The organism is Pantoea ananatis LMG 2665, from assembly GCF_000710035.2.
Classification (GTDB): Bacteria; Pseudomonadota; Gammaproteobacteria; order Enterobacterales; family Enterobacteriaceae; genus Pantoea; species Pantoea ananatis.
In genome coordinates, this window is sequence record NZ_JMJJ01000005.1 from 1,051,054 (window position 1) to 1,073,703 (window position 22,650).

The 22,650-nt window shown below is 51.9% G+C and carries 28 protein-coding genes and 1 other RNA gene; 8 read left to right on the forward strand and 21 right to left on the reverse strand.

Annotation, left to right across the window (positions count from 1 at the left end; all coding sequences use genetic code 11):
• The first annotated feature begins 338 nt into the window (after nucleotides 1–338).
• A complete protein-coding gene (nadB, locus tag EL29_RS12710; protein ID WP_033766121.1) occupies nucleotides 339–2,000 on the forward strand; it encodes an L-aspartate oxidase in 1,662 nt (553 codons plus the stop codon).
• Here nadB and trmN read toward each other — a convergent pair.
• Nucleotides 1,982–2,734 (reverse strand): tRNA(1)(Val) (adenine(37)-N(6))-methyltransferase TrmN, encoded by a 753-nt coding sequence (trmN, locus tag EL29_RS12715; protein WP_014605254.1) that lies wholly within the window; start codon nucleotides 2,732–2,734, stop codon nucleotides 1,982–1,984. The genes nadB and trmN overlap by 19 nt on opposite strands.
• A gap of 167 nt (nucleotides 2,735–2,901) precedes the next feature.
• Between trmN and srmB the strand changes: the two genes are divergently transcribed.
• On the forward strand, nucleotides 2,902–4,230 hold the full coding sequence (gene srmB, locus EL29_RS12720) for an ATP-dependent RNA helicase SrmB (protein ID WP_014594342.1): 1,329 nt from the start codon (nucleotides 2,902–2,904) through the stop codon (nucleotides 4,228–4,230).
• Between the two features lie 208 nt (nucleotides 4,231–4,438).
• Here srmB and grcA read toward each other — a convergent pair whose 3' ends face one another.
• On the reverse strand, nucleotides 4,439–4,822 hold the full coding sequence (gene grcA, locus EL29_RS12725; RefSeq protein ID WP_014605253.1) for an autonomous glycyl radical cofactor GrcA: 384 nt from the start codon (nucleotides 4,820–4,822) through the stop codon (nucleotides 4,439–4,441).
• Nucleotides 4,823–5,078: 256 nt separating this feature from the next.
• Between grcA and ung the strand changes: the two genes are divergently transcribed.
• Nucleotides 5,079–5,759: a uracil-DNA glycosylase gene (ung, locus tag EL29_RS12730; protein ID WP_014594344.1), complete on the forward strand. Its 681-nt coding sequence runs from the start codon at nucleotides 5,079–5,081 to the stop codon at nucleotides 5,757–5,759.
• 58 nt (nucleotides 5,760–5,817) lie between these two features.
• On the opposite strand, the gene grpE is transcribed toward ung, so the two are convergent.
• A complete protein-coding gene (grpE, locus tag EL29_RS12735) occupies nucleotides 5,818–6,399 on the reverse strand; it encodes a nucleotide exchange factor GrpE (protein WP_015699722.1) in 582 nt (193 codons plus the stop codon).
• Between the two features lie 122 nt (nucleotides 6,400–6,521).
• Here grpE and nadK point away from each other — a divergent pair, with 122 nt between their 5' ends.
• The 3 genes from nadK to bamE all read left to right on the forward strand — a co-directional run bounded on the left by nadK (nucleotide 6,522) and on the right by bamE (nucleotide 9,683).
• Nucleotides 6,522–7,400, forward strand: coding sequence for an NAD(+) kinase (nadK, locus tag EL29_RS12740; RefSeq protein ID WP_028715478.1), 879 nt, complete (start codon nucleotides 6,522–6,524; stop codon nucleotides 7,398–7,400).
• An 84-nt stretch (nucleotides 7,401–7,484) separates the two neighbouring features.
• A complete protein-coding gene (gene recN / locus EL29_RS12745) occupies nucleotides 7,485–9,146 on the forward strand; it encodes a DNA repair protein RecN (protein ID WP_014605251.1) in 1,662 nt (553 codons plus the stop codon).
• 186 nt (nucleotides 9,147–9,332) lie between these two features.
• Nucleotides 9,333–9,683, forward strand: coding sequence for an outer membrane protein assembly factor BamE (gene bamE, locus EL29_RS12750; RefSeq protein ID WP_014605250.1), 351 nt, complete (start codon nucleotides 9,333–9,335; stop codon nucleotides 9,681–9,683).
• 131 nt (nucleotides 9,684–9,814) lie between these two features.
• Here the strand turns inward: bamE and EL29_RS12755 are convergent, their stop codons facing one another.
• Together EL29_RS12755 and EL29_RS12760 are read right to left on the reverse strand one after the other, a co-directional pair.
• Entirely contained in the window at nucleotides 9,815–10,108 is a 294-nt protein-coding gene (locus EL29_RS12755) for an RnfH family protein (protein WP_013026782.1), read from the reverse strand.
• The gene (locus EL29_RS12760) at nucleotides 10,101–10,535 is read right to left on the reverse strand and encodes a type II toxin-antitoxin system RatA family toxin (RefSeq protein ID WP_013026783.1); all 435 of its coding nucleotides are present in this window, start codon (nucleotides 10,533–10,535) and stop codon (nucleotides 10,101–10,103) included. Before EL29_RS12760 ends, EL29_RS12755 begins: the two co-directional genes overlap by 8 nt.
• A 158-nt stretch (nucleotides 10,536–10,693) precedes the next feature.
• Here EL29_RS12760 and smpB point away from each other — a divergent pair, with 158 nt between their 5' ends.
• A complete protein-coding gene (gene smpB, locus EL29_RS12765) occupies nucleotides 10,694–11,176 on the forward strand; it encodes an SsrA-binding protein SmpB (protein WP_013026784.1) in 483 nt (160 codons plus the stop codon).
• A 43-nt stretch (nucleotides 11,177–11,219) separates the two neighbouring features.
• Nucleotides 11,220–11,582: a transfer-messenger RNA gene (gene ssrA / locus EL29_RS12770) on the forward strand.
• A gap of 239 nt (nucleotides 11,583–11,821) precedes the next feature.
• On the opposite strand, the gene EL29_RS12775 is transcribed toward ssrA, so the two are convergent.
• The 16 genes from EL29_RS12775 to EL29_RS12850 form a co-directional block, all read right to left on the reverse strand.
• Nucleotides 11,822–11,995: a hypothetical protein gene (locus EL29_RS12775; RefSeq protein ID WP_155270045.1), complete on the reverse strand. Its 174-nt coding sequence runs from the start codon at nucleotides 11,993–11,995 to the stop codon at nucleotides 11,822–11,824.
• The gene (locus EL29_RS12780) at nucleotides 11,992–13,011 is read right to left on the reverse strand and encodes a hypothetical protein (protein ID WP_024471267.1); all 1,020 of its coding nucleotides are present in this window, start codon (nucleotides 13,009–13,011) and stop codon (nucleotides 11,992–11,994) included. The genes EL29_RS12775 and EL29_RS12780 overlap by 4 nt, the downstream gene beginning before the upstream one ends.
• Complete coding sequence (locus EL29_RS12785) at nucleotides 13,011–13,691, reverse strand: DUF2612 domain-containing protein (RefSeq protein WP_028715479.1); 681 nt, start codon at nucleotides 13,689–13,691, stop codon at nucleotides 13,011–13,013. Before EL29_RS12785 ends, EL29_RS12780 begins: the two co-directional genes overlap by 1 nt.
• Entirely contained in the window at nucleotides 13,688–14,887 is a 1,200-nt protein-coding gene (locus tag EL29_RS12790; RefSeq protein ID WP_028715480.1) for a baseplate J/gp47 family protein, read from the reverse strand. The genes EL29_RS12785 and EL29_RS12790 overlap by 4 nt, the downstream gene beginning before the upstream one ends.
• Nucleotides 14,887–15,240, reverse strand: a complete 354-nt coding sequence (locus EL29_RS12795; RefSeq protein WP_028715481.1) for a contractile injection system sheath initiator — start codon at nucleotides 15,238–15,240, stop codon at nucleotides 14,887–14,889. The genes EL29_RS12790 and EL29_RS12795 overlap by 1 nt, the downstream gene beginning before the upstream one ends.
• Complete coding sequence (locus EL29_RS12800) at nucleotides 15,237–15,893, reverse strand: Gp138 family membrane-puncturing spike protein (RefSeq protein ID WP_028715482.1); 657 nt, start codon at nucleotides 15,891–15,893, stop codon at nucleotides 15,237–15,239. Before EL29_RS12800 ends, EL29_RS12795 begins: the two co-directional genes overlap by 4 nt.
• 65 nt (nucleotides 15,894–15,958) lie before the next feature.
• Nucleotides 15,959–16,474: a hypothetical protein gene (locus tag EL29_RS12805; protein ID WP_028715483.1), complete on the reverse strand. Its 516-nt coding sequence runs from the start codon at nucleotides 16,472–16,474 to the stop codon at nucleotides 15,959–15,961.
• Complete coding sequence (locus EL29_RS12810) at nucleotides 16,471–16,713, reverse strand: hypothetical protein (protein WP_028715484.1); 243 nt, start codon at nucleotides 16,711–16,713, stop codon at nucleotides 16,471–16,473. Before EL29_RS12810 ends, EL29_RS12805 begins: the two co-directional genes overlap by 4 nt.
• Before the next feature lie 24 nt (nucleotides 16,714–16,737).
• A complete protein-coding gene (locus EL29_RS12815; RefSeq protein ID WP_029571448.1) occupies nucleotides 16,738–17,607 on the reverse strand; it encodes an LAPAL motif-containing putative phage structural protein in 870 nt (289 codons plus the stop codon).
• Nucleotides 17,608–17,682: 75 nt separating this feature from the next.
• Entirely contained in the window at nucleotides 17,683–18,045 is a 363-nt protein-coding gene (locus EL29_RS12820; protein WP_028715486.1) for an STY1065/STY2022 family phage-derived protein, read from the reverse strand.
• Nucleotides 18,042–19,109: a hypothetical protein gene (locus tag EL29_RS12825; RefSeq protein ID WP_028715487.1), complete on the reverse strand. Its 1,068-nt coding sequence runs from the start codon at nucleotides 19,107–19,109 to the stop codon at nucleotides 18,042–18,044. Before EL29_RS12825 ends, EL29_RS12820 begins: the two co-directional genes overlap by 4 nt.
• A 2-nt stretch (nucleotides 19,110–19,111) precedes the next feature.
• Nucleotides 19,112–19,417: a phage baseplate plug family protein gene (locus EL29_RS12830; RefSeq protein WP_028715488.1), complete on the reverse strand. Its 306-nt coding sequence runs from the start codon at nucleotides 19,415–19,417 to the stop codon at nucleotides 19,112–19,114.
• Between the two features lie 8 nt (nucleotides 19,418–19,425).
• Nucleotides 19,426–19,992: a phage baseplate protein gene (locus EL29_RS12835; RefSeq protein WP_028715489.1), complete on the reverse strand. Its 567-nt coding sequence runs from the start codon at nucleotides 19,990–19,992 to the stop codon at nucleotides 19,426–19,428.
• Nucleotides 19,992–22,013 (reverse strand): lytic transglycosylase domain-containing protein, encoded by a 2,022-nt coding sequence (locus EL29_RS12840; RefSeq protein ID WP_028715490.1) that lies wholly within the window; start codon nucleotides 22,011–22,013, stop codon nucleotides 19,992–19,994. Before EL29_RS12840 ends, EL29_RS12835 begins: the two co-directional genes overlap by 1 nt.
• On the reverse strand, nucleotides 22,010–22,159 hold the full coding sequence (locus tag EL29_RS12845; protein WP_028715491.1) for a DUF6889 family protein: 150 nt from the start codon (nucleotides 22,157–22,159) through the stop codon (nucleotides 22,010–22,012). Before EL29_RS12845 ends, EL29_RS12840 begins: the two co-directional genes overlap by 4 nt.
• Nucleotides 22,160–22,194: 35 nt before the next feature.
• Nucleotides 22,195–22,647, reverse strand: a complete 453-nt coding sequence (locus tag EL29_RS12850) for a phage tail assembly chaperone (protein ID WP_028715492.1) — start codon at nucleotides 22,645–22,647, stop codon at nucleotides 22,195–22,197.
• Nucleotides 22,648–22,650 lie beyond the last annotated feature (3 nt).

Below are 22,650 nucleotides of genomic sequence, written 5' to 3' on the forward strand. Positions count from 1 at the left end.
CGTTAAGGAACTGCCAGCACACCGCTATTGAGCAAGCATGCGCTTTGAGTCTTTGCGTGGCAAAAAGTTCACTCTCGGCCTCTTTTAAGCCACTTTGCGGCAAAATCACACAGTTTGTTCATTTTCGTTCAGTGTAACGCGCGCAAATCGCAGGCAGAGTAACCTATGACAACAGCTTTTTCATCTTTAAATCCTTGTAATCGATTAAGTTTGGTATAAAAAACCCGATTTAAACCTGCAAAACATTAACCTCTTGATATCACTAATGAATTAATTTTCAGACACGCATATTGCCGCGCTCGTGTTCAAAATACTTCACAAAAAATGTCCAAACGCTTATGCTCGGTCCATTCTTGTTTAGTAAATTAAACACTATGACAACTTTCTCTTCCTCTGATTATCAGTGTGATGTCCTTATCGTCGGCAGCGGTGCAGCAGGATTGTCGCTGGCATTGCGTCTGGCAGAGCATTATCAGGTCACCGTATTAAGCAAAGCGCAGGTCAATGAAGGCTCGACGCTGTATGCGCAAGGCGGGATTGCGGCGGTTTTTGACGAAACCGACAGCATTGATTCACATGTGGAAGACACGCTGATCGCGGGTGCAGGTTTATGCGATCGGGCCGCCGTCTCCTTTGTGGCCAGCAATGCGCGGCACTGCGTGCAATGGCTGATTGATAACGGCGTAGCATTTGATACCGATCCGCAGGCTGCAGGCGAGATGCGCTATCACCTGACGCGTGAAGGCGGCCACAGCCACCGCCGTATCCTGCACAGCGCGGATGCGACGGGTCGCGAAGTGGAAACCACGCTGGTAGGCAAAGCGTTGCATCATCCCAATATCCGCATTCTCGAGCGCACCAACGCGGTGGATCTGATTCTTTCGGATAAGCTCGGCCTGCCGGGCCCGCGCCGGGTGACCGGCGCCTGGATTTGGAACCGTAATCGTGAACGGGTTGAGACCTGCCGCGCACGTGGCGTGGTGCTGGCGACGGGCGGCGCGGCCAAAGTGTATCAGTACACGACCAACCCCGATATCGCCTCTGGTGATGGCATTGCGATGGCCTGGCGGGCAGGATGTCGCGTGGCTAATCTGGAGTTTAACCAGTTTCATCCGACCTGCCTGTTTCATCCCCAGGCACAAAACTTTCTGCTCACTGAAGCGCTGCGCGGCGAAGGAGCCTGGCTGGTGCGGCCCGACGGCTCGCGTTTTATGCCCGACTTCGATGCACGTGCTGAACTGGCGCCGCGCGATATTGTCGCCCGCGCCATCGATCACGAGATGAAACGCCTTGGCGTTGACTGTATGTATCTGGATATCAGCCATCAGCCTGAAGCCTTTGTGCGTTCACACTTCCCGATGATCTACGAAAAACTGCTGACCTTTGGTTTCGATCTGACCAAAGACAGGATCCCGGTGGTGCCTGCCGCGCACTACACCTGCGGTGGCGTCATGGTCAACGCGCAGGGCCGTACGGATATCAACGGCCTGTATGCCATCGGTGAAGTCAGCTACACCGGCCTGCACGGTGCCAATCGCATGGCCTCCAACTCGCTGCTCGAATGCCTTGTATATGGCTGGTCGGCAGCAGAGGATCTGCTGCGTATTTTACCGGAGGTCGAAGCCGTTGATAACCTGCCGGCCTGGGACGACAGCCAGGTGGATGATGCCGATGAACGGGTGGTGATTCAGCATAACTGGCATGAGCTGCGGCTGTTTATGTGGGATTACGTGGGCATTGTCCGCACCACCAAGCGGCTGGAGCGGGCACTGCGCCGCATTACCTTGCTGCAACAGGAGATAGACGAGTATTACCACCATTTCCGCCTGTCCAATAACCTGCTGGAGCTGCGTAACCTGGTGCAGGTGGCTGAGCTGATGGTGCGCTGTGCACTACAGAGAAAAGAGAGCCGCGGGCTGCATTTTATCCGCGACTATCCGGGTTTGCTCCCTGAGGCCCAGCCTACCGTGCTGCAACCGGGTCAGGACATAAACAAATAGAAGTCACGCGTCAGGCTTTGCCAGGCGTCTGAGTACTGTCTGTCTGCATCGCGAATAGCCAACCGCTCAAACAGGGTTTCGCCGGGGCTGGGAGAAAAGCCCAGCAGAACCCGATGCGGGGGACGATGTGCGTACTCTGCGACATCAAAACGAAAGCGTAAGTGCCAGCCGTCAGCCTGTGCCAGCGCGATAACCTGCTGCCCTGTCGCTTCGGGTAAGACCACACAGAAAAATCCCTCTTCTTCGATCAGCGCGGCCGCACAGCGCAATAACGTCTGATGATCTAATGAACCGGTGGCACGTGCGCTGTCTCTAGCCGGGGTTGCGCAGGCCACACCGGGATCAAAGTAAGGAGGATTACTGACGATAAGCGAGTAACGCGCTTCGCAGTTTTCAGCCCACTGGGCGATATCCTGTTGATGAACCTGCATTCGCGCTGCCCACGGCGACTGCTGGATGTTTTCATGCGCCTGCTGTGCGGCGTCCGGATCTAACTCTACGGCATCCACGTCGACATTCGACGGAGTACGCTGGGCCAGCATCAGGGCTATCAGGCCCGAACCGGTGCCGATATCGAGAATCCGCTTCACCCCGGCGACCGGTGCCCATGCGCCCAGCAAAATACCATCTGTGCCGACCTTCATCGCACAGCGGTCATGTGCAACAAAAAACTGCTTGAAGGTAAAACCGTTCTTTTTTAATTGTGGCCGCGCCTGCGGCTTGTCCTGCATCATACTCAGCGACCATTCACCTTTTATCCTGCCGTACGGCAAGGCGTAAGTGTAACGTGGTGGGTTGGGGAATTCACGCCGTTGACGTAATCTGGCGCAGTCAATACCGATAAACAGATGAAGATTATGTTCGATCTGTCTATAATCAGCGCCCCAAACTGAGGTAGAACATGACCGTAACCACATTTTCCGAACTTGAACTCGACGAAAGCCTGCTTGAAGCGCTGCAGGAGAAAGGCTATACGCGCCCGACAGCAATTCAGGCTGCTGCCATTCCCCCCGCGCTGGAGGGCCGCGACGTTCTGGGTTCGGCACCTACCGGGACCGGGAAAACCGCCGCGTATTTATTACCGGTGTTGCAGCACCTGCTCGATTTTCCGCGCAAGAAGTCTGGCCCGCCGCGTATTTTAATTTTAACGCCAACCCGTGAGCTGGCCATGCAGGTTGCCGACCAGGCACGGGAACTGGCGAAACACACGCATCTGGATATCGCCACCATCACTGGCGGCGTGGCCTTCATGAACCACGCTGAAGTGTTTAGCGAAAATCAGGATGTCGTGGTTGCCACCACCGGTCGTCTGCTGCAATACATTAAAGAAGAAAACTTTGACTGCCGCGCCGTAGAAACGCTGATCCTGGATGAAGCCGACCGCATGCTGGACATGGGCTTTGCTCAGGATATTGAAACCATCGCGGGCGAAACGCGCTGGCGCAAACAGACGATGCTGTTTTCTGCCACGCTGGAAGGCGAGCATATCAAGGATTTTGCCGAGCGCCTGCTGAATGAACCGGTTGAACTGGAAGCCGATCCGAGCCGTCGCGAGCGTAAGAAGATCCAGCAGTGGTATCACCGCGCCGACGATCTTGAGCACAAGACAAAGCTGCTGGTTCATCTGTTAAAGCAGCCGGAAGTGACCCGTTCAATTGTGTTTGTGCGCAAGCGTGAACGTCTGCACGAGCTGGTCAGCTGGCTGCATGATGCCGGTATCCGCACCAGCTACCTTGAAGGTGAAATGGTGCAGGCTAAGCGCAATGAGGCGATTAAACGCCTGGTCGAGGGGCGCGTCAATGTGCTGGTGGCGACCGATATTGCCGCACGTGGTATTGACGTCGACGATGTCAGCCACGTCATCAACTTCGATATGCCGCGCACCGCTGACACCTATTTGCACCGCATTGGCCGTACTGGCCGGGCCGGTCGTAAAGGTATCGCGATTTCGCTGGTTGAAGCACACGACCATCTGCTGCTCGGTAAAGTCAGCCGCTACGTTGATGAACCGATTAAAGCCCGGGTGATTGACGAGCTGCGTCCTGTTACGCGCGCGCCTTCGGCGAAAACGACGGGAAAACCGTCGAAAAAGGCGCTTGCCAAGCGTGCAGAGAAAAAAGCGAAAGAAGAAGAGAAACCGCGGGTTAAAAAGCGTCACCGTGACCTCAAAAACGTGGGCAAGCGTCGCAAGCCGAGCGGCAGTACGCCGGGCAGCGAGAGTGCGGAATAAATCAGCACGGACTTAAAAAAATCGCCTCCATTGAGGCGATTTTTGTTTTTGAAAGGCCTGTAAATACGCGTTTAGCGTGATTTTAGCATCGAACAGCCCACGCTGGCCTGCCAGCCCAAACGCGCGCTTACCCAATCAAATTTATCATATTGTTAAAATTGATAAATTTTGCAGACAGGCGCTGCGTTTTATTTAAGCGCCCGATCCGTTACAAACTTTCAGTAAAGGTACGGGCAATCACATCGCGCTGCTGCTCCGCGGTCAGTGAGTTAAAGCGCACGGCATAGCCCGAAACACGGATTGTCAGTTGGGGATACTTTTCGGGATGTTTCACGGCATCTTCCAGCGTTTCGCGGCGCAATACATTGACGTTGAGATGCTGACCGCCCTCTACGCGAACCTGAGGTTTCACCTCAACCGGCACGTCGCGGTAAGCCACGTCGCCTAACTCCCCAATCTTCACAATCTGATCCTCCTGATAGCCTGCAACGGCACAGAGGCAGCGCGCTTCGGCTTTTTCTTCGTCCAGCAGCCAGAAAGAGTTAATTAACGCCGGATTACTCGATTGGGTAATCTGAATACCTGTGATCATTTCAATCTCTCCTGCAAGGTGCGACCTTCGTCTACACCGTGACTCAGTCAATTTGAGCTGTTGGTATACCACCCGATGTCTGCCATAGTTTTGACCTGCATCAATTACCGCCGGGCGTTTTATCGCCACCCTGATAAGCTTTTGATTTTAAAAACCCGCCTTAGGAAAATTTTGTTTAATTCTTCAAAAATTTTTGGGCTTCATGTCTGAAGACTGAACCGCTAAGCTTAGGGTTCGAAATACAAGGGAGTTGATCATGGCTGAAAAGCTGACCTGGCACGACGTGCTGGCCGAAGAGAAAGAAAAACCCTACTTCATCGAAACCCTGAAGCATGTCGCGAATCAGCGGGCCGCAGGCGTAACGGTTTATCCGCCTCAGAAAGATGTGTTTAACGCGTTTCGCTTAACCGAATTAGGTGACGTTAACGTCGTGATTCTGGGGCAGGACCCTTATCACGGCCCGAACCAGGCACACGGGCTGGCTTTCTCTGTGCTACCGGGCGTGCAGACGCCGCCGTCACTGCAGAACATGTACAAAGAGCTGCAGCAGGACATTCCGGGGTTTGAGCGGCCCAGCCATGGTTATCTGGCAAGCTGGGCGGAACAGGGCGTGATGTTACTGAACACCGTACTGACCGTTGAAGCCGGTAAAGCGCACTCTCACGCCCGACTGGGATGGGAAACCTTTACCGATACGGTGATTAAAGCTATCAACGAACAGCGTGAAGGCGTGATCTTTCTGCTGTGGGGCTCGCACGCCCAGAAGAAAGGCAGCATTATCGATCGCCAGCGCCATCACGTGCTGCAGGCGCCGCACCCTTCCCCGCTTTCCGCGCATCGTGGCTTCTTTGGCTGCCAGCATTTTTCCCAAACCAATGCGCTGCTACGCGATGCCGGTAAAACGCCGATTAACTGGACGCCGGTATTACCTGAGTAAACGCCATAAACACAAACGGCCGCGTCAGTGCGCGGCCGTTTGCAGGGTAAGACAGTAATCAGGCTTTCGCTTTCGCCACGGCAACCATGGCCGGACGCAGCAGGCGGCCGTTAAGCGTATAACCGCGTTGCATGACCATCATGACGTGGTTAGGCTCGACATCCTCAGACTCCATCATCGACATCGCCTGGTGCACTTCAGGATTAAAGGGCACACCGGTTTCGCCGACCACTTCAACACCGAATTTACGCACCGCGCCCAGCAGGGATTTCAGCGTAAGCTCAATGCCTTCAACCATAGAGGCAGACTTCTCGTCTTCTTTGTTGGCCAGTTCCAGTGCACGTTCCAGGCTATCGATCACCGGAAGCAGCTCATTGGCAAACTTCTCCAGCGCAAACTTGTGCGCTTTTTCAATATCCATCTCGGTGCGGCGGCGAACGTTTTCAATTTCTGCCTGCGCACGCAGCTGCGCATCACGCACGCCCGTCTGCAACTGGGCTAACTCAGCTTCAAGCTGAGCGATGCGCTCATCACGCGGATCCACCTCTACTGCTGTCTCCGCGTCCTGAGGTTGGTGTTGATCCTGTTGAATTTCGTCTGAGACTTGCTCGTTTGGGGTGTTCTGTTCTTTACTACTCATGAATTTCTCCGCGTTTTGCACATTCACGTCGCTGGTTGGCTTATTATGGGGATTGGTTTGACGGATTCAAGGGAACACGTCACATCATCGTGCCGATTTGGCTTATGAGGAACACCCACTCGATGAACAAACACTTTAACTGCATTGGTATTGTGGGCCATCCACGCCATCCTACCGCGCTCACCACACATGAGATACTGTGTCGCTGGCTGACTGCCAAAGGCTATCCCGTTATCGTTGAACAGCAGATTGCACAGGAACTGTCGCTGGGGAATGTTCAGACCGGTACGCTGGCTGAGATTGGCCAACAGGCCGATCTGGCCGTCGTGGTGGGCGGCGACGGCAATATGTTAGGTGCCGCCAGAGTACTGGCGCGTTATGACATAAAAGTGATTGGCATTAACCGCGGTAATTTAGGGTTTTTAACCGATCTTGACCCCGATAACGCCCATCACCAGCTCGATGAAGTGCTGAACGGCAACTATTTTGTCGAAAGCCGCTTTCTGCTGGAAGCACAGGTCTGCAAGACGGATTGCTCCCCGCGTATTGGCAGCGCCATCAATGAAGTGGTGCTGCATCCGGGCAAAGTCGCGCACATGATTGAGTTTGAAGTGTACATCGACGAAGTCTTTGCCTTCTCGCAGCGTTCCGATGGCCTGATTATTTCCACGCCTACCGGTTCCACCGCCTATTCGCTTTCAGCGGGCGGCCCGATTTTAACACCGTCGCTCGACGCCATTACCATTGTGCCCATGTTCCCGCACACCTTGTCGGCGCGCCCGCTGGTGATCAACAGCAGCAGTACGATTCGGCTGCGTTTCTCGGCACGGCGTAACGACCTTGAGATCAGCTGTGACAGCCAGATTGCGCTGCCTATCCAGGAAGGAGAAGATGTGCTGATTCGCCGTAGCGAAAATCATCTCAACCTTATCCATCCTAAAAATTACAGTTATTTCAATACGCTGAGTTCAAAACTGGGCTGGTCAAAAAAATTGTTCTGAAAATGAGCGCGCCCTCTTTACTGGATAAAAAACCAGTTTATACTGTATGAAAAACCATATGTGTTTATTCATACAGGTGACGCTATGCTGGCACAACTGACCATCAGCAATTTCGCTATCGTTCGTGAGCTCGACATTGATTTCCAACGCGGTATGACCGCCATCACCGGTGAGACCGGTGCAGGTAAGTCTATTGCTATCGATGCGCTTGGGTTGTGCCTCGGCGGTCGCGCCGATGCGGACATGGTGCGTCAGGGGGCCAGCCGTGCTGACCTGTGTGCGCGCTTTCAAATTAAAGCGTCGCCTTCTGCCCAGCGCTGGCTGAGCGATAATCATCTCGACGACGGCAACGAGTGCCTGTTGCGCCGCGTCATCAGCGCCGATGGTCGTTCACGCGGCTTTATCAATGGTACGGCCGTTCCTCTCTCGCAGTTACGCGATCTGGGCCAGTTGCTGATCCAAATCCACGGCCAGCATGCCCATCAGCTGCTGCTCAAACCCGATCATCAAAAGCACCTGCTGGATGCCTACGCCGGTCATGACGACCTGCTCGTTCAGATGCGGGCATCCTATCAGACATGGCACCAGAGCTGCCGTACGCTGGCGCAGCATCAGCAACAGGCGCAGGAGCGGGAATCCCGCCGTGAGCTGTTGCAGTACCAGCTTAAAGAGCTGAACGAGTTTGCGCCGGTAGCGGGGGAATTTGAGCAGATTGACGAAGAGTACAAACGCCTGGCCAACAGCGGCCAGTTGCTGTCGACCAGCCAGCAGGCGCTGCAGCTGTTAGCCGACAGTGATGACACCAATCTGAACAGCATGCTGTACAGCGCGCGTCAGATGCTCTCTGAACTCACTGCGATGGATGACAAGGTCAGCGGCGTTTATAACCTGCTGGAAGAAGCCGCCATTCAGCTGAGCGAAGCCAGTGACGAACTGCGTCACTACTGCGACAGTCTGGATCTGGATCCGAACCGCCTCTATGAGCTGGAACAGCGCATTTCCCGGCAAATCGCCCTGGCCCGCAAGCACCATGTGGCACCAGAGGGCCTGCCCGCCGTGCACCAGCAACTACTCGATGAAGCGGAACTGCTGTCACAGCAGGAAAGCGATCAGGAAAGCCTGCAGACGTTGGTAACCGAACACTACAAGGCTGCCCTGGCGTGCGCGGAGCAACTGCATGCGCAACGCACCCGTTATGCCAACGAGCTACAGCAGCTGATTACCCAAAGCATGCATCTGCTTTCGATGCCGCACGGCCGCTTTGCCATTGAGCTGATTTTTAACCCGGAGCAACTGACCGCCGACGGCGCCAGCCGCATTGATTTTCAGGTAACAACCAACCCCGGACAGCCGTTGCAGCCGCTGGGGAAAGTCGCCTCGGGTGGTGAGCTGTCGCGTATCGCGCTGGCGATTCAGGTTATCACCGCGAAGAAAATGGAAACGCCGGCGATGATTTTCGACGAAGTTGACGTGGGGATTAGCGGTCCGACGGCTGCGGTAGTGGGTAAAATGTTGCGTCAGTTGGGCGAATCTACCCAGGTGATGTGCGTAACCCACCTGCCGCAGGTTGCGGGCTGTGGGCATCAGCATTTCTTTGTCAGCAAGGAAACCGATGGCGAAATGACAGAAACGCATATGCAGCCTCTGGATAAGCGCGCACGCCTGCAGGAACTGGCGAGGTTACTGGGCGGCAGCGAGGTCACCCGCAACACACTGGCTAACGCGAAAGAACTTTTAGCGGCCTGATATGCACTTTTTTACCACAGCGTGGTCATATGCATGCTCTGTAGAGGTTTCCAATAGCGAAAAGGTTTATTATCATCGACAGCTAATGTCGCCTGAATAATAAAGCCTGCCGCAGGCAGAGTTCAGAATTTGATGGCAGAAGAACAGCCTGTAAAAGGCGTTTCGCCCCGGAAAAGGAATGTATAGATGCGCTGTAAAACGCTGACTGCCGCGGCAGTGGTAATGTTAATGATGACCGCCGGATGTTCCACTTTAGAGCGCGTTGTTTATCGCCCCGATATCAATCAGGGCAACTATCTGGTTGCTAACGATGTTGCCAAGATTCACACCGGTATGACTCAGCAGCAGGTTGCCTATACGCTGGGTACGCCAATGATGAAAGATCCCTTTGGCAGCAATGTCTGGTACTACGTCTTCCGTGAGGAGCCAGGCCACGAGAAGGTGAAACAGCAAACGCTGACCCTGACCTTTGACCGTAGCGGCGTACTGACCAACATCGATAACAAGCCCGCGCTGTCTTCTTCACAGGATAATTAATCCAGGACGCCAGGGTCGTTACCGACAAGCGACTTAGCATCATCGAACGCAGAAAGAGCGAACGTAAAAGACAGAACGTAAAAAAGGCGCTAATCAGCGCCTTTTTCATGCTCGGAAATCGAACCGAGAGATTATTTTTTACTGCTTGCCGCGCGCTCTGCTCGTTGACGACGAAGCTCTTTCGGGTCGGCAATCAGCGGGCGATAGATCTCAACCCGGTCGCCTTCCTGCACGGTATCGCTCAGTTTTACCGGATGGCTGTAAATCCCCACCTTGTTGCTGGCGAGATCGATTTCAGGCCGCAGTTCCAGCAAGCCTGATTTGCGGATAGCCTGCTCAACCGTGCTGCCCTCTTCCAGTTTTACGTAATGCTGATACTGTTTTTCAGGCAGGGCGTACACCACCTCGACAGAGATATCAGGCACTGTAAACCTCTTTGGCGCGCTGGGTAAAGGCCTGCACCATGCTGTTGGCCAGCTCTTTGAAGATTCGACCAAATGCCATTTCGACCAGCATGTTGGTGAACTCAAACTCCAGGCTCAGCTCGACCTTACAAGCATCATCCCCGAGATCGACAAAGCGCCAGCCGCCGGTGAGCTTACGGAACGGCCCATCGACCAGTTGCATATGAATGCTCTGGTTGTCGGTCAGCGTATTTCGGGTGGTAAATGTTTTGCTGATGCCCGCTTTCGACACATCGACTGAAGCCGTCATTTGATTCTCTGAGGCATCCAGTACGCGGCTTCCGGTGCAGCCCGGCAGGAATTGCGGGTACGCATCCACATCATTTACAAGTTGGTACATTTGTCCGGCGCTAAAGGGGACAAGCGCCGAACGACTAATCTGAGCCATAATGGTTCCTGTTCGTCACAAAACCGCTAAATAATAGCATTTTCAGCGATTAAACAAAAATTCCTCATTGCCATGGTGTGCTAGAATACCCTGTTTCCTGCTGCCCCGCTGAACTGGGGATGCGATAACCGACCAAGTGATGTAAAATACGCGGCATTATGACAAAGAAAAAAGCACACAAACCCGGTTCTGCCACCATTGCCATGAACAAGCGCGCCCGCCACGAATACTTCATTGAAGAAGAGTTCGAAGCCGGCCTGTCGCTACAGGGATGGGAAGTTAAATCACTCCGTGCAGGTAAAGCCAACATCAGTGACAGCTACATTCTGCTGCGTGATGGTGAAGCTTATCTGTTCGGTTCCACTTTTCAACCACTTGCGGTGGCTTCATCGCATGTGGTCTGCGATCCTACCCGCAGCCGTAAACTGCTGTTGAAGCAGCGTGAGCTGGACTCACTTTACGGCCGTGTGAACCGCGAAGGCTATACCGTTGTGGCGCTGTCGCTCTACTGGAAAAACGCCTGGTGTAAGCTAAAGATTGGCGTTGCTCGCGGTAAGAAAGAGCACGACAAGCGCAATGACATCAAAGATCGCGAATGGCAAATGGATAAAGCGCGTATCATGAAGAACGCCAATCGTTAAACACTGGATTTCGATACGCTTTTTTGCTAGTATTTGAAGTTCTGGGGCTGATTCTGGATTCGACGGGATTGTGAAGCCTTAGGAGCATGCCGAGGGGCGGTTGGCCTCGTAAAAAGCCGCAAAAAAATAGTCGCAAACGACGAAAACTACGCACTAGCAGCTTAATAACCTGCTTAGAGCCCTCTCTCCCTAGCCTCCGCTCTTAGGACGGGGATCAAGAGAGGTCAAACCCAAAAGAGATCGCGTGGATGCCTTGCCTGGGGTTGAAGCGTTAAACTGAATCAGGCTAGTCTGTTAGTGGCGTGTCTGTCCGCAGCTGACCGGCGAATGTAAAGACTGTACTAAGCATGTAGTGCCGACGGTGTAGTAATTTCGGACGCGGGTTCAACTCCCGCCAGCTCCACCATTTTTGACAGGACCACACCCGGACAATGGCAGTCAGAACAACCATTTACGGACGCTGACCAGACAGTAAGTGGACCTTGATAAGAAAAACAAGTGCACGTGAAATGCACGCGCAGTTGGATCCAAAGAAAAAGCCTCAGACTTCGGTCCGAGGCTTTTCTGTTTGTGTCTAATTGTAAAAAAATCTTCGTTACTTTCAGCCCATTCCCTTCTCTAACTGTATCAGTATTAAAAAGCCGTTCAGGCCGTCGCTCCGAAGAAGCTGTTAGCTTTTTGCATAAAACTTGTGTACCGCTCATCTTTATCATCAAGCTCAGTAATTCCAGGGTAAACGCTTTCATCCTGCGGGCCCGGAAATGCAGTAGCCACTTCTTTTTGAGTGTCGTCCTTAAAAACAACATAAACCGATGTCATATTTTGTACCCTGTAGTGTGGATTGAACCATTTGAAAAAGTGCCACTCGTTTGCATCAGATAGTAGGTCGTTTGCGGAACGGGAATAGGCACATCAGCAAATGAGGACAAATTTCCTGAGTTTCCCGTACCGATAGCGACTATACCTACCGAACCTGGCGTGCCGGAGATTGTGAAGTTATTATTCACTGCCGATGAAGTTCCGTTGATCAAACCATATCCATTCCATACTTTCGCATTCATGGGGATGTAGGGTGAAATGTTCAAGACGGTTAACGAACTAACGTTCCCTGACAGAGCAACGAGAGTAAGATCGGCTGTGTAAATTGATCTTCCGAACTGTTCTCCAACTGCAAGTGTTCCGGAGTAGCAGCGCCATACACTCAGCAGAGCACTTGCCGTATAGGCCGGAAATTGACTGAATACACCAAAGCTTTCAGGAGCCTTTGAGGATGTTGCGTTCACCGCCACCAACGCAGAGTCGCCCGTTGTGGGATTATAAACGAGGTAAATGGCTACAAACCCCGGATTTGGCGCAGATCCAGTGTTCATTCCCCCTAACCCGGCAGTGCCGATGTTGATGGTTTTGTTTACGTTGGCTACGCGGTACTGATTTCCACCCAGTCCTGTACTCACAATCACTTCATCAGCTGTAATCGTAGCCGTGGCTGAGGCTGCGGTAATGCTCATTCTGACGTTACGTGCTTCACCAGTAACGCCGGTGAGCAGAGGTATTGCGGTACCTTTAACAGATGACTGAATGGCTAAAATCAGATTAGCCAGGATGCCTGCTGTATCACCGTTATCCAGCACATCATTGCCGGAATTGTTTGCAATGTACTGAGCTACAACAGCTGCAATTGTACTGCTTTGACGGATAGCTTTATTTATTTGCGCCGAAGATGCCTTTCCGCTCTGAAAACCAGTTAACAAGGCAGTCAACGCTTCATAATCTGATTGTGCTGTAACGTTGGCGCCATTGGCTGTCGCGAACGCTTTAAAATTATTAGTTGCCATTACAGTTTTTTCTCCCATGCGCCTTCATCAAATCCGGCTATGTATTCATTTTCGAGATCAAAACCAAAGAACTGATTTCCAGCCGATGGAGTAAGTATTGAAGGGGTTTGAATATCGCCAGCCCAGACGCCAGCGGCTTTAACCGTCAAGTAGCCTTGTTTAATTGCAGATATGAGTTCCAGCGAGACATTACTGATATCGGTTTCCGGGAATACCCAGACGGATATCGTCATGTCCTGATTATCGACGATTTGCATTTTCAGCCCGGAACCGGACAGCGCCGTATTAAGGATGGGAGGCAGTGTTTCGTTCTGGCCATTCCAGTTATTGATAGCGATTTTGGCTTTCAGAATGACGCGGTACACATCATCACTGAGGCTTGTAAAACCTGCATCCGGGTCAAACGGTCCCTGCCAGACACCCTGATCCCACCCAAGCCCGTCCGTGTCGAATGAAAAGTAAATACCGGAAATAGGCTGACTGACAATGCGAGACCGGCCAATCCATTCCCCGAGGATATCCAGCTGCTTTCCAACAGCTGTTTCGATATCGAAGGCTGTAAGCAATCCGTTCAGGGCTGTAGATACATCGGTGAATGGACGTGTCGAAAGGTCTACATGGGCAACAAACTTAGGCTTTCCGGCGTGATAGTTGGTAATCAGATCGGTGTACTTGCTCATGACGTCACCGTAATCGCGATGTTGTCCACTGAGCACGTTACGGCCTCGTTATAGGCAGTGATGATGTTGGCGGCAGTCACGCCACCAGCAGTCCGCCCGATCTGGAGACTGTTAATGTCATAATACCGGCTTTCACCGCCGCTCATCACACCCAGGTTAGCAGGGGAATACACACGGGAAAGCAGTACATCATCACCAATGGAAAGCGAGTTAATGTAAGCCGCTATCGCCGTTTTTATGTCGTTCCCTACCTGAGTTGTGTACCCAGTGAAAACCTTGAGCGTGATTGCCACGAATACAGGCACCGGCGAAGGTCTGGAAAAATAAATCGTGTGTGGATTCCCCCAAAAGTCCGGTACCAGAACGGATGTGCTACCGAACGTAGAAACCCCCTGTCCTTTCTTTCCGACGATAGTCTGGGCGATTGCGGTGACGTCTCCACCATCGACAATGGCTGCGACCGAATGCGGCGGAAGGCCGTTTGCATCCTGACTTCCTGTGTCATTTTCATAGAGCTTGTGACGTGTCACACCCGCCACGTTTGCTATTGCCCCGTCCAGCGCGGCGAAAGGGGTGAGAGATGGCAGCGCTACGCTCTGACTCTGGCGGATCCGCAGTGCTGAATCCTGCTCCATAGCTGTGCCTACTGTAGCCGCTGACGGGTTGGTAACAGATGTCCAGCCGCGAGTTGGCGTGTTTATCTGGTTCACTGTTCCCGGCATCGCCGCAACTGCACCAGGCGTCGAGCAAGTAGCAGTAACTGTAACCTGACCTCCCGGCTGTATTGTGACCGAGGCTGGCAAATTCCAGATGATGTTATTCGAATCCCTTACTGAGCCATTGGTGATGGTCTGGCCGGCAGTGCCGATACAGACCAAATCCACCACAGAACGCGTCTCACCATTGCGGCCAATACCGTTTATTTTGACATTACGTGTAAGTGCGTCGCTCATGGCTGTTGACGGGGAAAACGAGTTGTAAACCTGAATCGCTGTATTGTTGGCGTCATGGATGGCCAGCGCCACCAGCGCAACCATTTGCCCATCCTTACTGTCTGGATCAAGATAAGAATCCGCACCATATATCTGCAGAAAATAGCCGGTAATTGACGACAGGATTGTCTGGTAATCAGGCGCGCTGATCCCCTGGGCGTTTACCGTTGCCGATAAACCCAGCGTGTCTAAGTTGAGAGCCATTACGCCTCGCTGTTAACGGTCGTTGTCCCGTAGATGGTGTCGATCGTCGCCGTGAACGTCACCCGGCGCGTTTTGGTGTTGAGGTCAGTGTTGAAGGAGATAATTGATTTAACGCCCTGCGTCTCAAGGATGCGCTGGCGTATAGCAAGGTTGTAGGTTTCTGGCTTCTGCTTTCCGAGCACAGACTGAATCCATGGCGTTCCCGATGTTGTATCGAGAAACCACTGACCGTACCAGAGTAAAAACCGCGTTTTAATCGCCTGAGCGACCGTTTCGGGCGAGTTTATCAGCCAGGTATCATCACCCTGGCCGAACGTATAATCACCGTCATTATCTTCGCGCCGGTATCTCATTGCGGGCCGCCTGTCTGACTGCTTCCTGACTGCACGCCACTGTGAACGTGTCCGGTCTGGCTGATGCCCTTCGCCACCTGGTCACCGGTTGATGTCACGGTACCGTTAACCTGAACGTTGCCGTTCACTGTAAGCAGTGGTGTGGTGATGTTCACGTTTCCGCCCTGCATCAGTTCGATAAAACTGCTGCCATCGTCGGTGCGAACCTGAACAGACGTAGTGCTGATACCCGATATTTTCTGCGCCTGTGACTGTGGGCCAACAAAAGCAAAGGCATCGGATAAATCATGCTGACGCGGATCGACAGGATCCTGAACACCACCGTTCTGCCACCAGAAATCGATACAGCGATCGGAAAACACCACCAAGCATTCGTCGCCGGCTTTCACCGGAAACGTGATAGTGCATCCGCCGCCGCGTGGGAAAATTACAGGAATGTCCACCAGCACCGGCAACGGTGCCGATTTAAATTTGCCTAGATCGTCTGCCACCTGACCTTTCAGCGCGGGCTGTACGCTGCACGTGCATGCAATCGGGTCGAATGATTCGATGATTCCAGGCATGGAGACGCGAAGCATTGAAAAGATAGTGTCCGACAGGACTTTCATCGCCTGCTCTTCACCACCGGCCAGAGACTGAGGGGTTACCGCCATTTGCTTTTCTCCGGGCATAAAAAAACCCGCCGAAGCGAGTTTTAGAGTTTATATATTTATTCCAGTTAAGGCTTATTTTCTGACTTTAGAATCTCAGCAAGTTCTGGATTATCATTTGCACTTTTTTGGATGTGCTCTTGATATTTTGACTGAGCTGATCTTTTCACGTCTTTTGCATTACCAAAATCTGTTGATATAATATCAATATAATCTTGTATAGCTTGCTCTAACTGTTTCTTGAGGTCGTCAATTTTTACTTGCGATATTACACCATCATATTCTTTAATTTGCTTCTTTAAGGCTTCTTGATGGTTTTTGTTAATTCGGATAAGTTCCCTATTAGCCGAACCAAGACTCCATTTAAAACCTATTGATTTAATCTTATGAGAAATTAACATTCCAGCACTAGGAAGAATGCCAAATAAAAATATTTTTAACCCAGAAAAATCAGCAGAAACAAAGGGAAGGTGCCCATCCCAACCTGTTAAATATATTGTGATTGCACCCGTAATCGCTCCAGCGGCTACGTTAGATAGTAAAGGAACGTTCCCGGAACTGTTTTTAGCAGCATCACTGGTCATTTTGCTTCCCGAACTTTTCGCCCTGCACGGATCGCGTCCATCGCTACAAGGTAAAACTGATTGTCAGAGGAAACATCAACGATTTCGACTCTTGAAACACCTTCTTCATCTTGAAACTCTATCTCAACGCGATGCCTAGGCATGAGCATGAAGCGTAGTCTGTCGAAGATAATGCAAAAAACCCAATAAAAAACAGGGAGAAGTGAAAAAAAAGCTAACCAGATTGCAACAGTCAACATAGCACCCCCCCCCGCTCAAAACACTTAAAAATCGGTATGTACTTTATCAACTATGTAACTTTTGTCTAGAGAATTCAAGTTCTCTCTAATAATGAGGTCAACTATATAGGCATTACTAAAGATGCCCGGTTCCCTACCTGTGCGGACTCGTTCTAGGAATTCTATGTCTTCAATTGAAGCCAATACTGCTTCGCCATTGAAATCAATGCGCCAACTCCAGCCTTTGTCGCTATGAACGGTAAGAAAAGTTATTGGAACCTCTCTGTTAACTCTCTCAACCAAAATTTTTTCAACTGGCAGGCTTTTGTATCGGAAATTATCCTTTTCACTTTCATCTATAGTTATTAAAGAATGACCAGTTTTATTTTGAATTTTAAACGAGGTATACCCTGCCTTTTGCAAAGGTTTATAAATCAGCTTAGATAATGACTTCCTGATTGATGTAGAAGAAAGTAAAAACCGAAAATATGATGGAGCAATCATTTCTTCTCCATCATCTAGAATAATTCTACAATCACCTTCCGGTGTAAGAATCATCCTTCTAATTTGGCGACCTTCAATTTGGTTCAATATATCTAGTAATGTTCGCCCTGCCGCAGCCACTGCCGTACCTGTTAAACCAATGACTGCCAAGATGTTTAAGTGTTCAACAGGATTTTGGATAACGTCAATTACATATTCAAATGAGCCTTCCTGAAAAGGCATGACATCTACACTGAACTCTTCACTCGTGCCATTAACAACTAAGTTGACCTCTTGCAGAAGACTATTTAACCCCTGAAGTGATTCCGCTAAAACATCTAAATCAATTCGATGATCTAATAATGCAGGTCCATCGTATTTTATTACCAGTTCTTCAGAGTAATTTTCTGATATAGTTTGTTTTTGGTCCATTTCCGATCCATAGATACATGATTACTGTGTCCAGCTAATAATCATGAAACCACAAAAAGTTGCAAGCTAAATTTATCATTTTTCTTTAAGTAATTTTACGCAATCATAAGTCCCGAACACACGTGGCTGGTCAATGTTGCTGCGGATCGCCTCGACGTTCAGGATGGCTTTGCCATTTCTCTTAATGTAGTCCATACCGTACCAGCCGGGCGCGTCGCCGCGCTGCACCATCCATTGATATTGGATGTTCGAATAGTCTTCTTTCTTACCTAAGAACGTAACCTTTTGGCTTTCTGGCCTGACGTTATTTATGTGCGCAAAACCATCATCACTCGATGAAATGGTGAAAGGCCCGCATTGCATTAAAGGCCTTGCCTCGGCGTTTGCATAAGATGAAACCATGAGGACAGCAAGAATCAGACCTCTGAATTTCTTCACGTTGAAATACCCTTAGCGATCGAGCTCGAAGTTTGCAAATCAGCCGCACCGCGTGCAAAGCACATCAAATCCATGTACCACGGCTGGCCTCTGGTATCACCAGTATAATCGATAGCCTTAACGATATACACGCCATCAGCCGCAATACTTGCAGGCTGTTGCAGTGTCCCGTTCACCGACAGGTTGCCGTTCGTATTCACTTCATCGGCACGGCTGGGCAGTGCTTTAACCTCGTCCGCCGACAGACTCGCCCGGTAAACTGACGCCTGATAAATTTCCACCAACCCGTTTAGCCGGATATTTGGATTGATGAGACAGCGAACGTTGACGCCAGCGCCCATGGTCTGCTGTGGCATCCCGATCAGGCCCGTATTGCTGTTTAACACAACCGCTTCATGAATGTATTTGTCGGTAGGCACCATCTGCGCCTGTCCGTCCACCAGCTGCCAGGTAGCGCCGCTCTGCGCGGCCACGTTGTCCATGACATCACGTGTGGACTGATAAATTACACGCCCGCGTGGGAATACGGTTGGCGGCATATCTCCGGTAATCCCCTGACTGACGCCGAACGGACTAAAGCTGTCCATGGCAGCAGCATGCACATCCGCAACTGTATAACCGGCTGCAAGGGTTTTAGACACAGTGGCATTCATAAATGCCTGATGTCCGTCGATGGCCTGAATCAGCACCCACGTATCTGTCGGGTTGTCGCGGCCGGTAATCGTAAAGCGGATGTCGCCACTGAATATTTCACCGAAATTGGTACCGCCCGTCTGGCCAACCTGATCGGCAGAAATCTGGCTGACATTTCCGACCTGGCTTTCGTCTGCCGTCTGAGCAAGACCATCATAGCCCGCGATGATTTTAATTTTCGCAAACTCTTTACCCAGTATTCGCGAGCTGGTGTCTTTTGACAGGTTGTAGATCCGCACCATTGCCACACGTGGCCAGCGCGTGTCTGTCCAGGTGATGTTAAATACGACCTTGAAATCACTGAGGCTTATGCCCTGCCCGTTTTCAGACAGGATCTGCAACTCGAAATGACGCATCCAGTTTTGTGACATGGTTACCCCGTGACGACAAGTAAATGGCTTTTAATGCCCAGGTCGGTTTTAGTTGGATAGTCCTGACCGGGGTCATCACAGACCACAACCAGGCCAAAGCCGAGATTAAGATAAGCGTATTGCGAAAGAAGGTTGGTCCCGGTCACCAGTGGAATGTCCGAAACGACTGGCGCACCGCTGCCGTCCATCAAATCGACAACCCATCCAGCGCTGTCGCGCCATAGAGAGCGGATTTGATAGCTCACACCATTAATGTCAGTGCTAAACTGCTGATTATCCGGGGAAAGCGGGATTTCGTTAGCCTGCATTGCTCCCCCTAAAAGAGACCGGCTATAGAAGAAAGAAGCGACTGATTAACCGGCTTTGACGATTTAACACCAGAGTTCTGGACAGCGGACGTGCTAACGCCCTGACTCATATCAGCTTTGTCCGCCACTGAAATGGTTTTAGTGGACGTGATCAACACCTCGCGCAACGTCAGCGTCGCTGATAAGACGTTTTCGGTCTGTTTATCAGTGATGACCTCCAGCACCTTGATCAGCATGTTGTTATAAATGCGCTTGCCCGTTGTGACGCTGAACGGCACCCGGCTGCGCTGCAGCGTCAGCAACTCGGCGTAAACCTCTTTGGGGCTAAGGCCAATGCTGAGGCCAACGGGCGACAGGTTGACCAAATCCAGCAGAGAACCGCCCCCGGCAAACCCCACCTCCATGACAACCTCAGAAGGCCGGCGAAAAGCATGATCGGCTACCGGGGCTTTATCCTCGACGGGGTGTTCCGTAATTTCCAGCGTGTCGCTGTGCTTTTCGCTCACTACCACATCGGGGATCATCATCCCTATTTTTCGACTCTGCAGAGAAAACAGCGTTGATAAAATATCCATTAACGCGGCCCCGTTGATAATGTCTGGCTTAAACGAGAATTGACGGACGTCTGCTGATCAGCAACGGCTTTACCTGCCAGCGCCGGATCGGTCACACCATGAATATAAATGTTTGTTTCCTGGCTGACCTGGGCGCCACCAGACGGCATATTGCTCATCACACGTGGAATGTAATTACGGGTTTCCTCGGGTAAAAGCGCCATGCCGTGCTTCTGCACATTGCCGATCCCCCAGTTATACGACGCCAGCGCTTTGCTGAGGTCGCCGCCGTTGGATTTGAGCAACTGCGAAAGGTATTTAGCCGCGGCCTGTGCTGACTTCATCGGGTCGAACGCTTCACCGTTCCGCAAACCCAAATCTCTGGAAGTTCCGGGCATTAACTGGAAAAGCCCCTCTGCACCCGCACCAGACATCGCCATAGGGTCACCAGACGATTCCGCGATTGCCACGCTGCGCAGCAAACCTTCGGGCAGTCGGTATAGCTGTTCCAGGCGCTGTAAGGCCGGTTGCATCCAGCCAAGCAAAGCCGCTCCCGCCTTTGTCGGCTGCGGTCGCTTTACGGTCCCGTAGGCGTCATAAGCGTTCGTCGCACCATTGGTACCGGAAATTCCGGCCCACCAGGAATAAGCCTGATTCAGAAGCCCGTCAGCCTGCCCAAGCAGACCGCCAGTGCTGCTACCCTGATTCTGGTTCATTCGGTCAATCAGATATTGCCCGACGCTTTTACCCTGGCTTTTTGCTTCTTCCTGCGTTTTCCCGATTTTGTCCCAGGCGCTGACTGCCGCAATGGCTGCAAGTAAGGGTGAAAATCCTTTACTGACACGCGCAATTCCGGTGAGCATCCGCAAAGCCCAGCTACCGGCAACAAATACCGCCAGCACCTCGAATGCATTTTGCAGACCACCCACGCCGCCCGTCATATCCAGCAGAGTGTCTTTTATCCACTTCATTGCTGAAATGGCTTTATTAATCGATGGCTCCCACTGGCTCCAGTCAATCAGGCTTTTACCGCCCTCTTTCCATGTCCGGTAATCGTCATAAAGCAGCGCCAGCGTACCAATAAGCATGGTCACCATTCCGATTGGTGACCTCATGAAAGCGCTGTTAAGGATCCGCCAGGCCATGATCAATCCACCCAGCGTGGCTATTAATCCCTTTGTTGCTCTGTCGAGCGAGCCCCACCACTCTTTAATGTCACCAGCAGCCTGAATGAGCCTGAAAACAACACGCCCTATCACGTCAGCTAGCCACAGTATGCCTTTAACGCCACTGGTGATGGCCTGCTCTATTTTCGGGAAGTTATCGATGACCTGTTTGCGCAGGTTATCAATGGAACCCGCCAGGCCTTCACTGAGGCTGGAACCGATTTTATCCCGTGCCATCGATGCCATCTGGCCGAATGAACGCAGGGATGTCATAAAGCGGTTAGAACTGACAGCAGCCTGATCGGCGTTGAAGCCGATCGCCTTCGCCATCTGCGCATACTGCGCACTGAACTGGCCCACGCCACGGCGCATGGCCAGCAACGTGTTTTCATCAATGCCCAGCATCTGGGCATACTGGTTCGCCCGGTAATAAGGCATGTTGCGTAGCTTGTCGCCCACACCCGTGAAAATGCTGGCCATGTCGCGCATATTGCCGCTGGCATCGCGGGTCTGCACGCCGAGACGATTGAGAAACCCCTCAGCGCCGGGGCTGTTACGCATGAAACGCGCCAGGCTCTCCAGCGATGACCGGGCCCCCTCTGCGGTACCGCCCAGCTGTGAAACGGCATAGCCAATCTGCTGTATCCCTGCGACCGTCGCGCCCGTGCGCTGGGATGACCAGTAAAGCTGATCGAGGCCGCTGGCAATCTTCGCTGTATAGGCGAGAATGGAGAGCGCCGCCCCTTCTACCGCCGCGCCCATTTTTACAACCTGCAGCGTGGTACCGGCCACAACGGCATTAAATTTACGTGAACCGGCCTCATCAACCTGAAAGCCCAGGCTGACCAGAAAATCCTTAATGGTTTCGGCATTCATTGGTTTTGTTGCTCCCAGCGGCGAATCCGCGCGTTGTTATCGGCTTTTAAATCCAGCCAGTCATTCATGCGGGCAATGTCGGCCAGATCTAAAGCGCCGTTTTTCAGGTCAGAATAACTGATGTACCCGGCATCAACCGGGCGCATCAGGTAATCTTCACCATCCGGAAGCGTGTCGAGCATCAGGCCGCTGGCGGGGGCGGCGTCTCTTTGTCGGGGAGTGCGGGCAAAAAATTTCCCAGGCTGTCGCCCACCACGCGACCAACCATCTGCAGCATGCTCAGCAAATCGATGTCGTCGAACATCAGTTCATTCTGGCGCGCAACCGGCACCCATGATGATTTGTCCTGACGGCGGGAGACGACGGCCAGACACGGAAAAATAATCGCGTTGGTGTCTTCTTCGCTGAGTGCTGCCAGTTGGTCGGCTACTTTGGGCAAGACTTTTTCAAAAATCGCGCTGTAAGACTCAGGATCGGCATCGGTACCTCCCTTCTTTGGAATCATGTCGCGAATGCTGCCATATTCAGCCAGAAGCCCAGCCAGCACAGGAAGCAGTTTGCGCGACACTTTAAGCTGATCGAAAACGCTGAGTTTCGAGGTGCGATAGTCGATGCCTTTGATCTGAAATTCCATCTG

Excerpts from the sequence above, each read along its gene's own strand:
- EL29_RS12830 (WP_028715488.1), bottom strand. The coding sequence starts at position 19,417 with ATGCAGGCTAACGAAATCCCGCTTTCCCCGGATAATCAGCAGTTTAGC.
- grpE (WP_015699722.1), bottom strand. The coding sequence starts at position 6,399 with ATGAGTAGTAAAGAACAGAACACCCCAAACGAGCAAGTCTCAGACGAA.
- EL29_RS12810 (WP_028715484.1), bottom strand. The coding sequence starts at position 16,713 with ATGTTGACTGTTGCAATCTGGTTAGCTTTTTTTTCACTTCTCCCTGTT.
- recN (WP_014605251.1), top strand. The coding sequence starts at position 7,485 with ATGCTGGCACAACTGACCATCAGCAATTTCGCTATCGTTCGTGAGCTC.
- bamE (WP_014605250.1), top strand. The coding sequence starts at position 9,333 with ATGCGCTGTAAAACGCTGACTGCCGCGGCAGTGGTAATGTTAATGATG.
- EL29_RS12780 (WP_024471267.1), bottom strand. The coding sequence starts at position 13,011 with ATGGCAACTAATAATTTTAAAGCGTTCGCGACAGCCAATGGCGCCAAC.
- EL29_RS12760 (WP_013026783.1), bottom strand. The coding sequence starts at position 10,535 with ATGGCTCAGATTAGTCGTTCGGCGCTTGTCCCCTTTAGCGCCGGACAA.
- EL29_RS12815 (WP_029571448.1), bottom strand. The coding sequence starts at position 17,607 with ATGGACCAAAAACAAACTATATCAGAAAATTACTCTGAAGAACTGGTA.
- srmB (WP_014594342.1), top strand. The coding sequence starts at position 2,902 with ATGACCGTAACCACATTTTCCGAACTTGAACTCGACGAAAGCCTGCTT.
- EL29_RS12850 (WP_028715492.1), bottom strand. The coding sequence starts at position 22,647 with ATGGAATTTCAGATCAAAGGCATCGACTATCGCACCTCGAAACTCAGC.
- nadK (WP_028715478.1), top strand. The coding sequence starts at position 6,522 with ATGAACAAACACTTTAACTGCATTGGTATTGTGGGCCATCCACGCCAT.
- EL29_RS12845 (WP_028715491.1), bottom strand. The coding sequence starts at position 22,159 with ATGCGCCCGGTTGATGCCGGGTACATCAGTTATTCTGACCTGAAAAAC.
- EL29_RS12835 (WP_028715489.1), bottom strand. The coding sequence starts at position 19,992 with ATGGATATTTTATCAACGCTGTTTTCTCTGCAGAGTCGAAAAATAGGG.
- EL29_RS12805 (WP_028715483.1), bottom strand. The coding sequence starts at position 16,474 with ATGACCAGTGATGCTGCTAAAAACAGTTCCGGGAACGTTCCTTTACTA.
- EL29_RS12795 (WP_028715481.1), bottom strand. The coding sequence starts at position 15,240 with ATGAGATACCGGCGCGAAGATAATGACGGTGATTATACGTTCGGCCAG.
- EL29_RS12785 (WP_028715479.1), bottom strand. The coding sequence starts at position 13,691 with ATGAGCAAGTACACCGATCTGATTACCAACTATCACGCCGGAAAGCCT.
- EL29_RS12840 (WP_028715490.1), bottom strand. The coding sequence starts at position 22,013 with ATGAATGCCGAAACCATTAAGGATTTTCTGGTCAGCCTGGGCTTTCAG.
- smpB (WP_013026784.1), top strand. The coding sequence starts at position 10,694 with ATGACAAAGAAAAAAGCACACAAACCCGGTTCTGCCACCATTGCCATG.
- nadB (WP_033766121.1), top strand. The coding sequence starts at position 339 with ATGCTCGGTCCATTCTTGTTTAGTAAATTAAACACTATGACAACTTTC.
- EL29_RS12800 (WP_028715482.1), bottom strand. The coding sequence starts at position 15,893 with ATGGCGGTAACCCCTCAGTCTCTGGCCGGTGGTGAAGAGCAGGCGATG.
- EL29_RS12825 (WP_028715487.1), bottom strand. The coding sequence starts at position 19,109 with ATGTCACAAAACTGGATGCGTCATTTCGAGTTGCAGATCCTGTCTGAA.
- EL29_RS12775 (WP_155270045.1), bottom strand. The coding sequence starts at position 11,995 with ATGACATCGGTTTATGTTGTTTTTAAGGACGACACTCAAAAAGAAGTG.
- grcA (WP_014605253.1), bottom strand. The coding sequence starts at position 4,822 with ATGATCACAGGTATTCAGATTACCCAATCGAGTAATCCGGCGTTAATT.
- ung (WP_014594344.1), top strand. The coding sequence starts at position 5,079 with ATGGCTGAAAAGCTGACCTGGCACGACGTGCTGGCCGAAGAGAAAGAA.
- trmN (WP_014605254.1), bottom strand. The coding sequence starts at position 2,734 with ATGATGCAGGACAAGCCGCAGGCGCGGCCACAATTAAAAAAGAACGGT.
- EL29_RS12790 (WP_028715480.1), bottom strand. The coding sequence starts at position 14,887 with ATGGCTCTCAACTTAGACACGCTGGGTTTATCGGCAACGGTAAACGCC.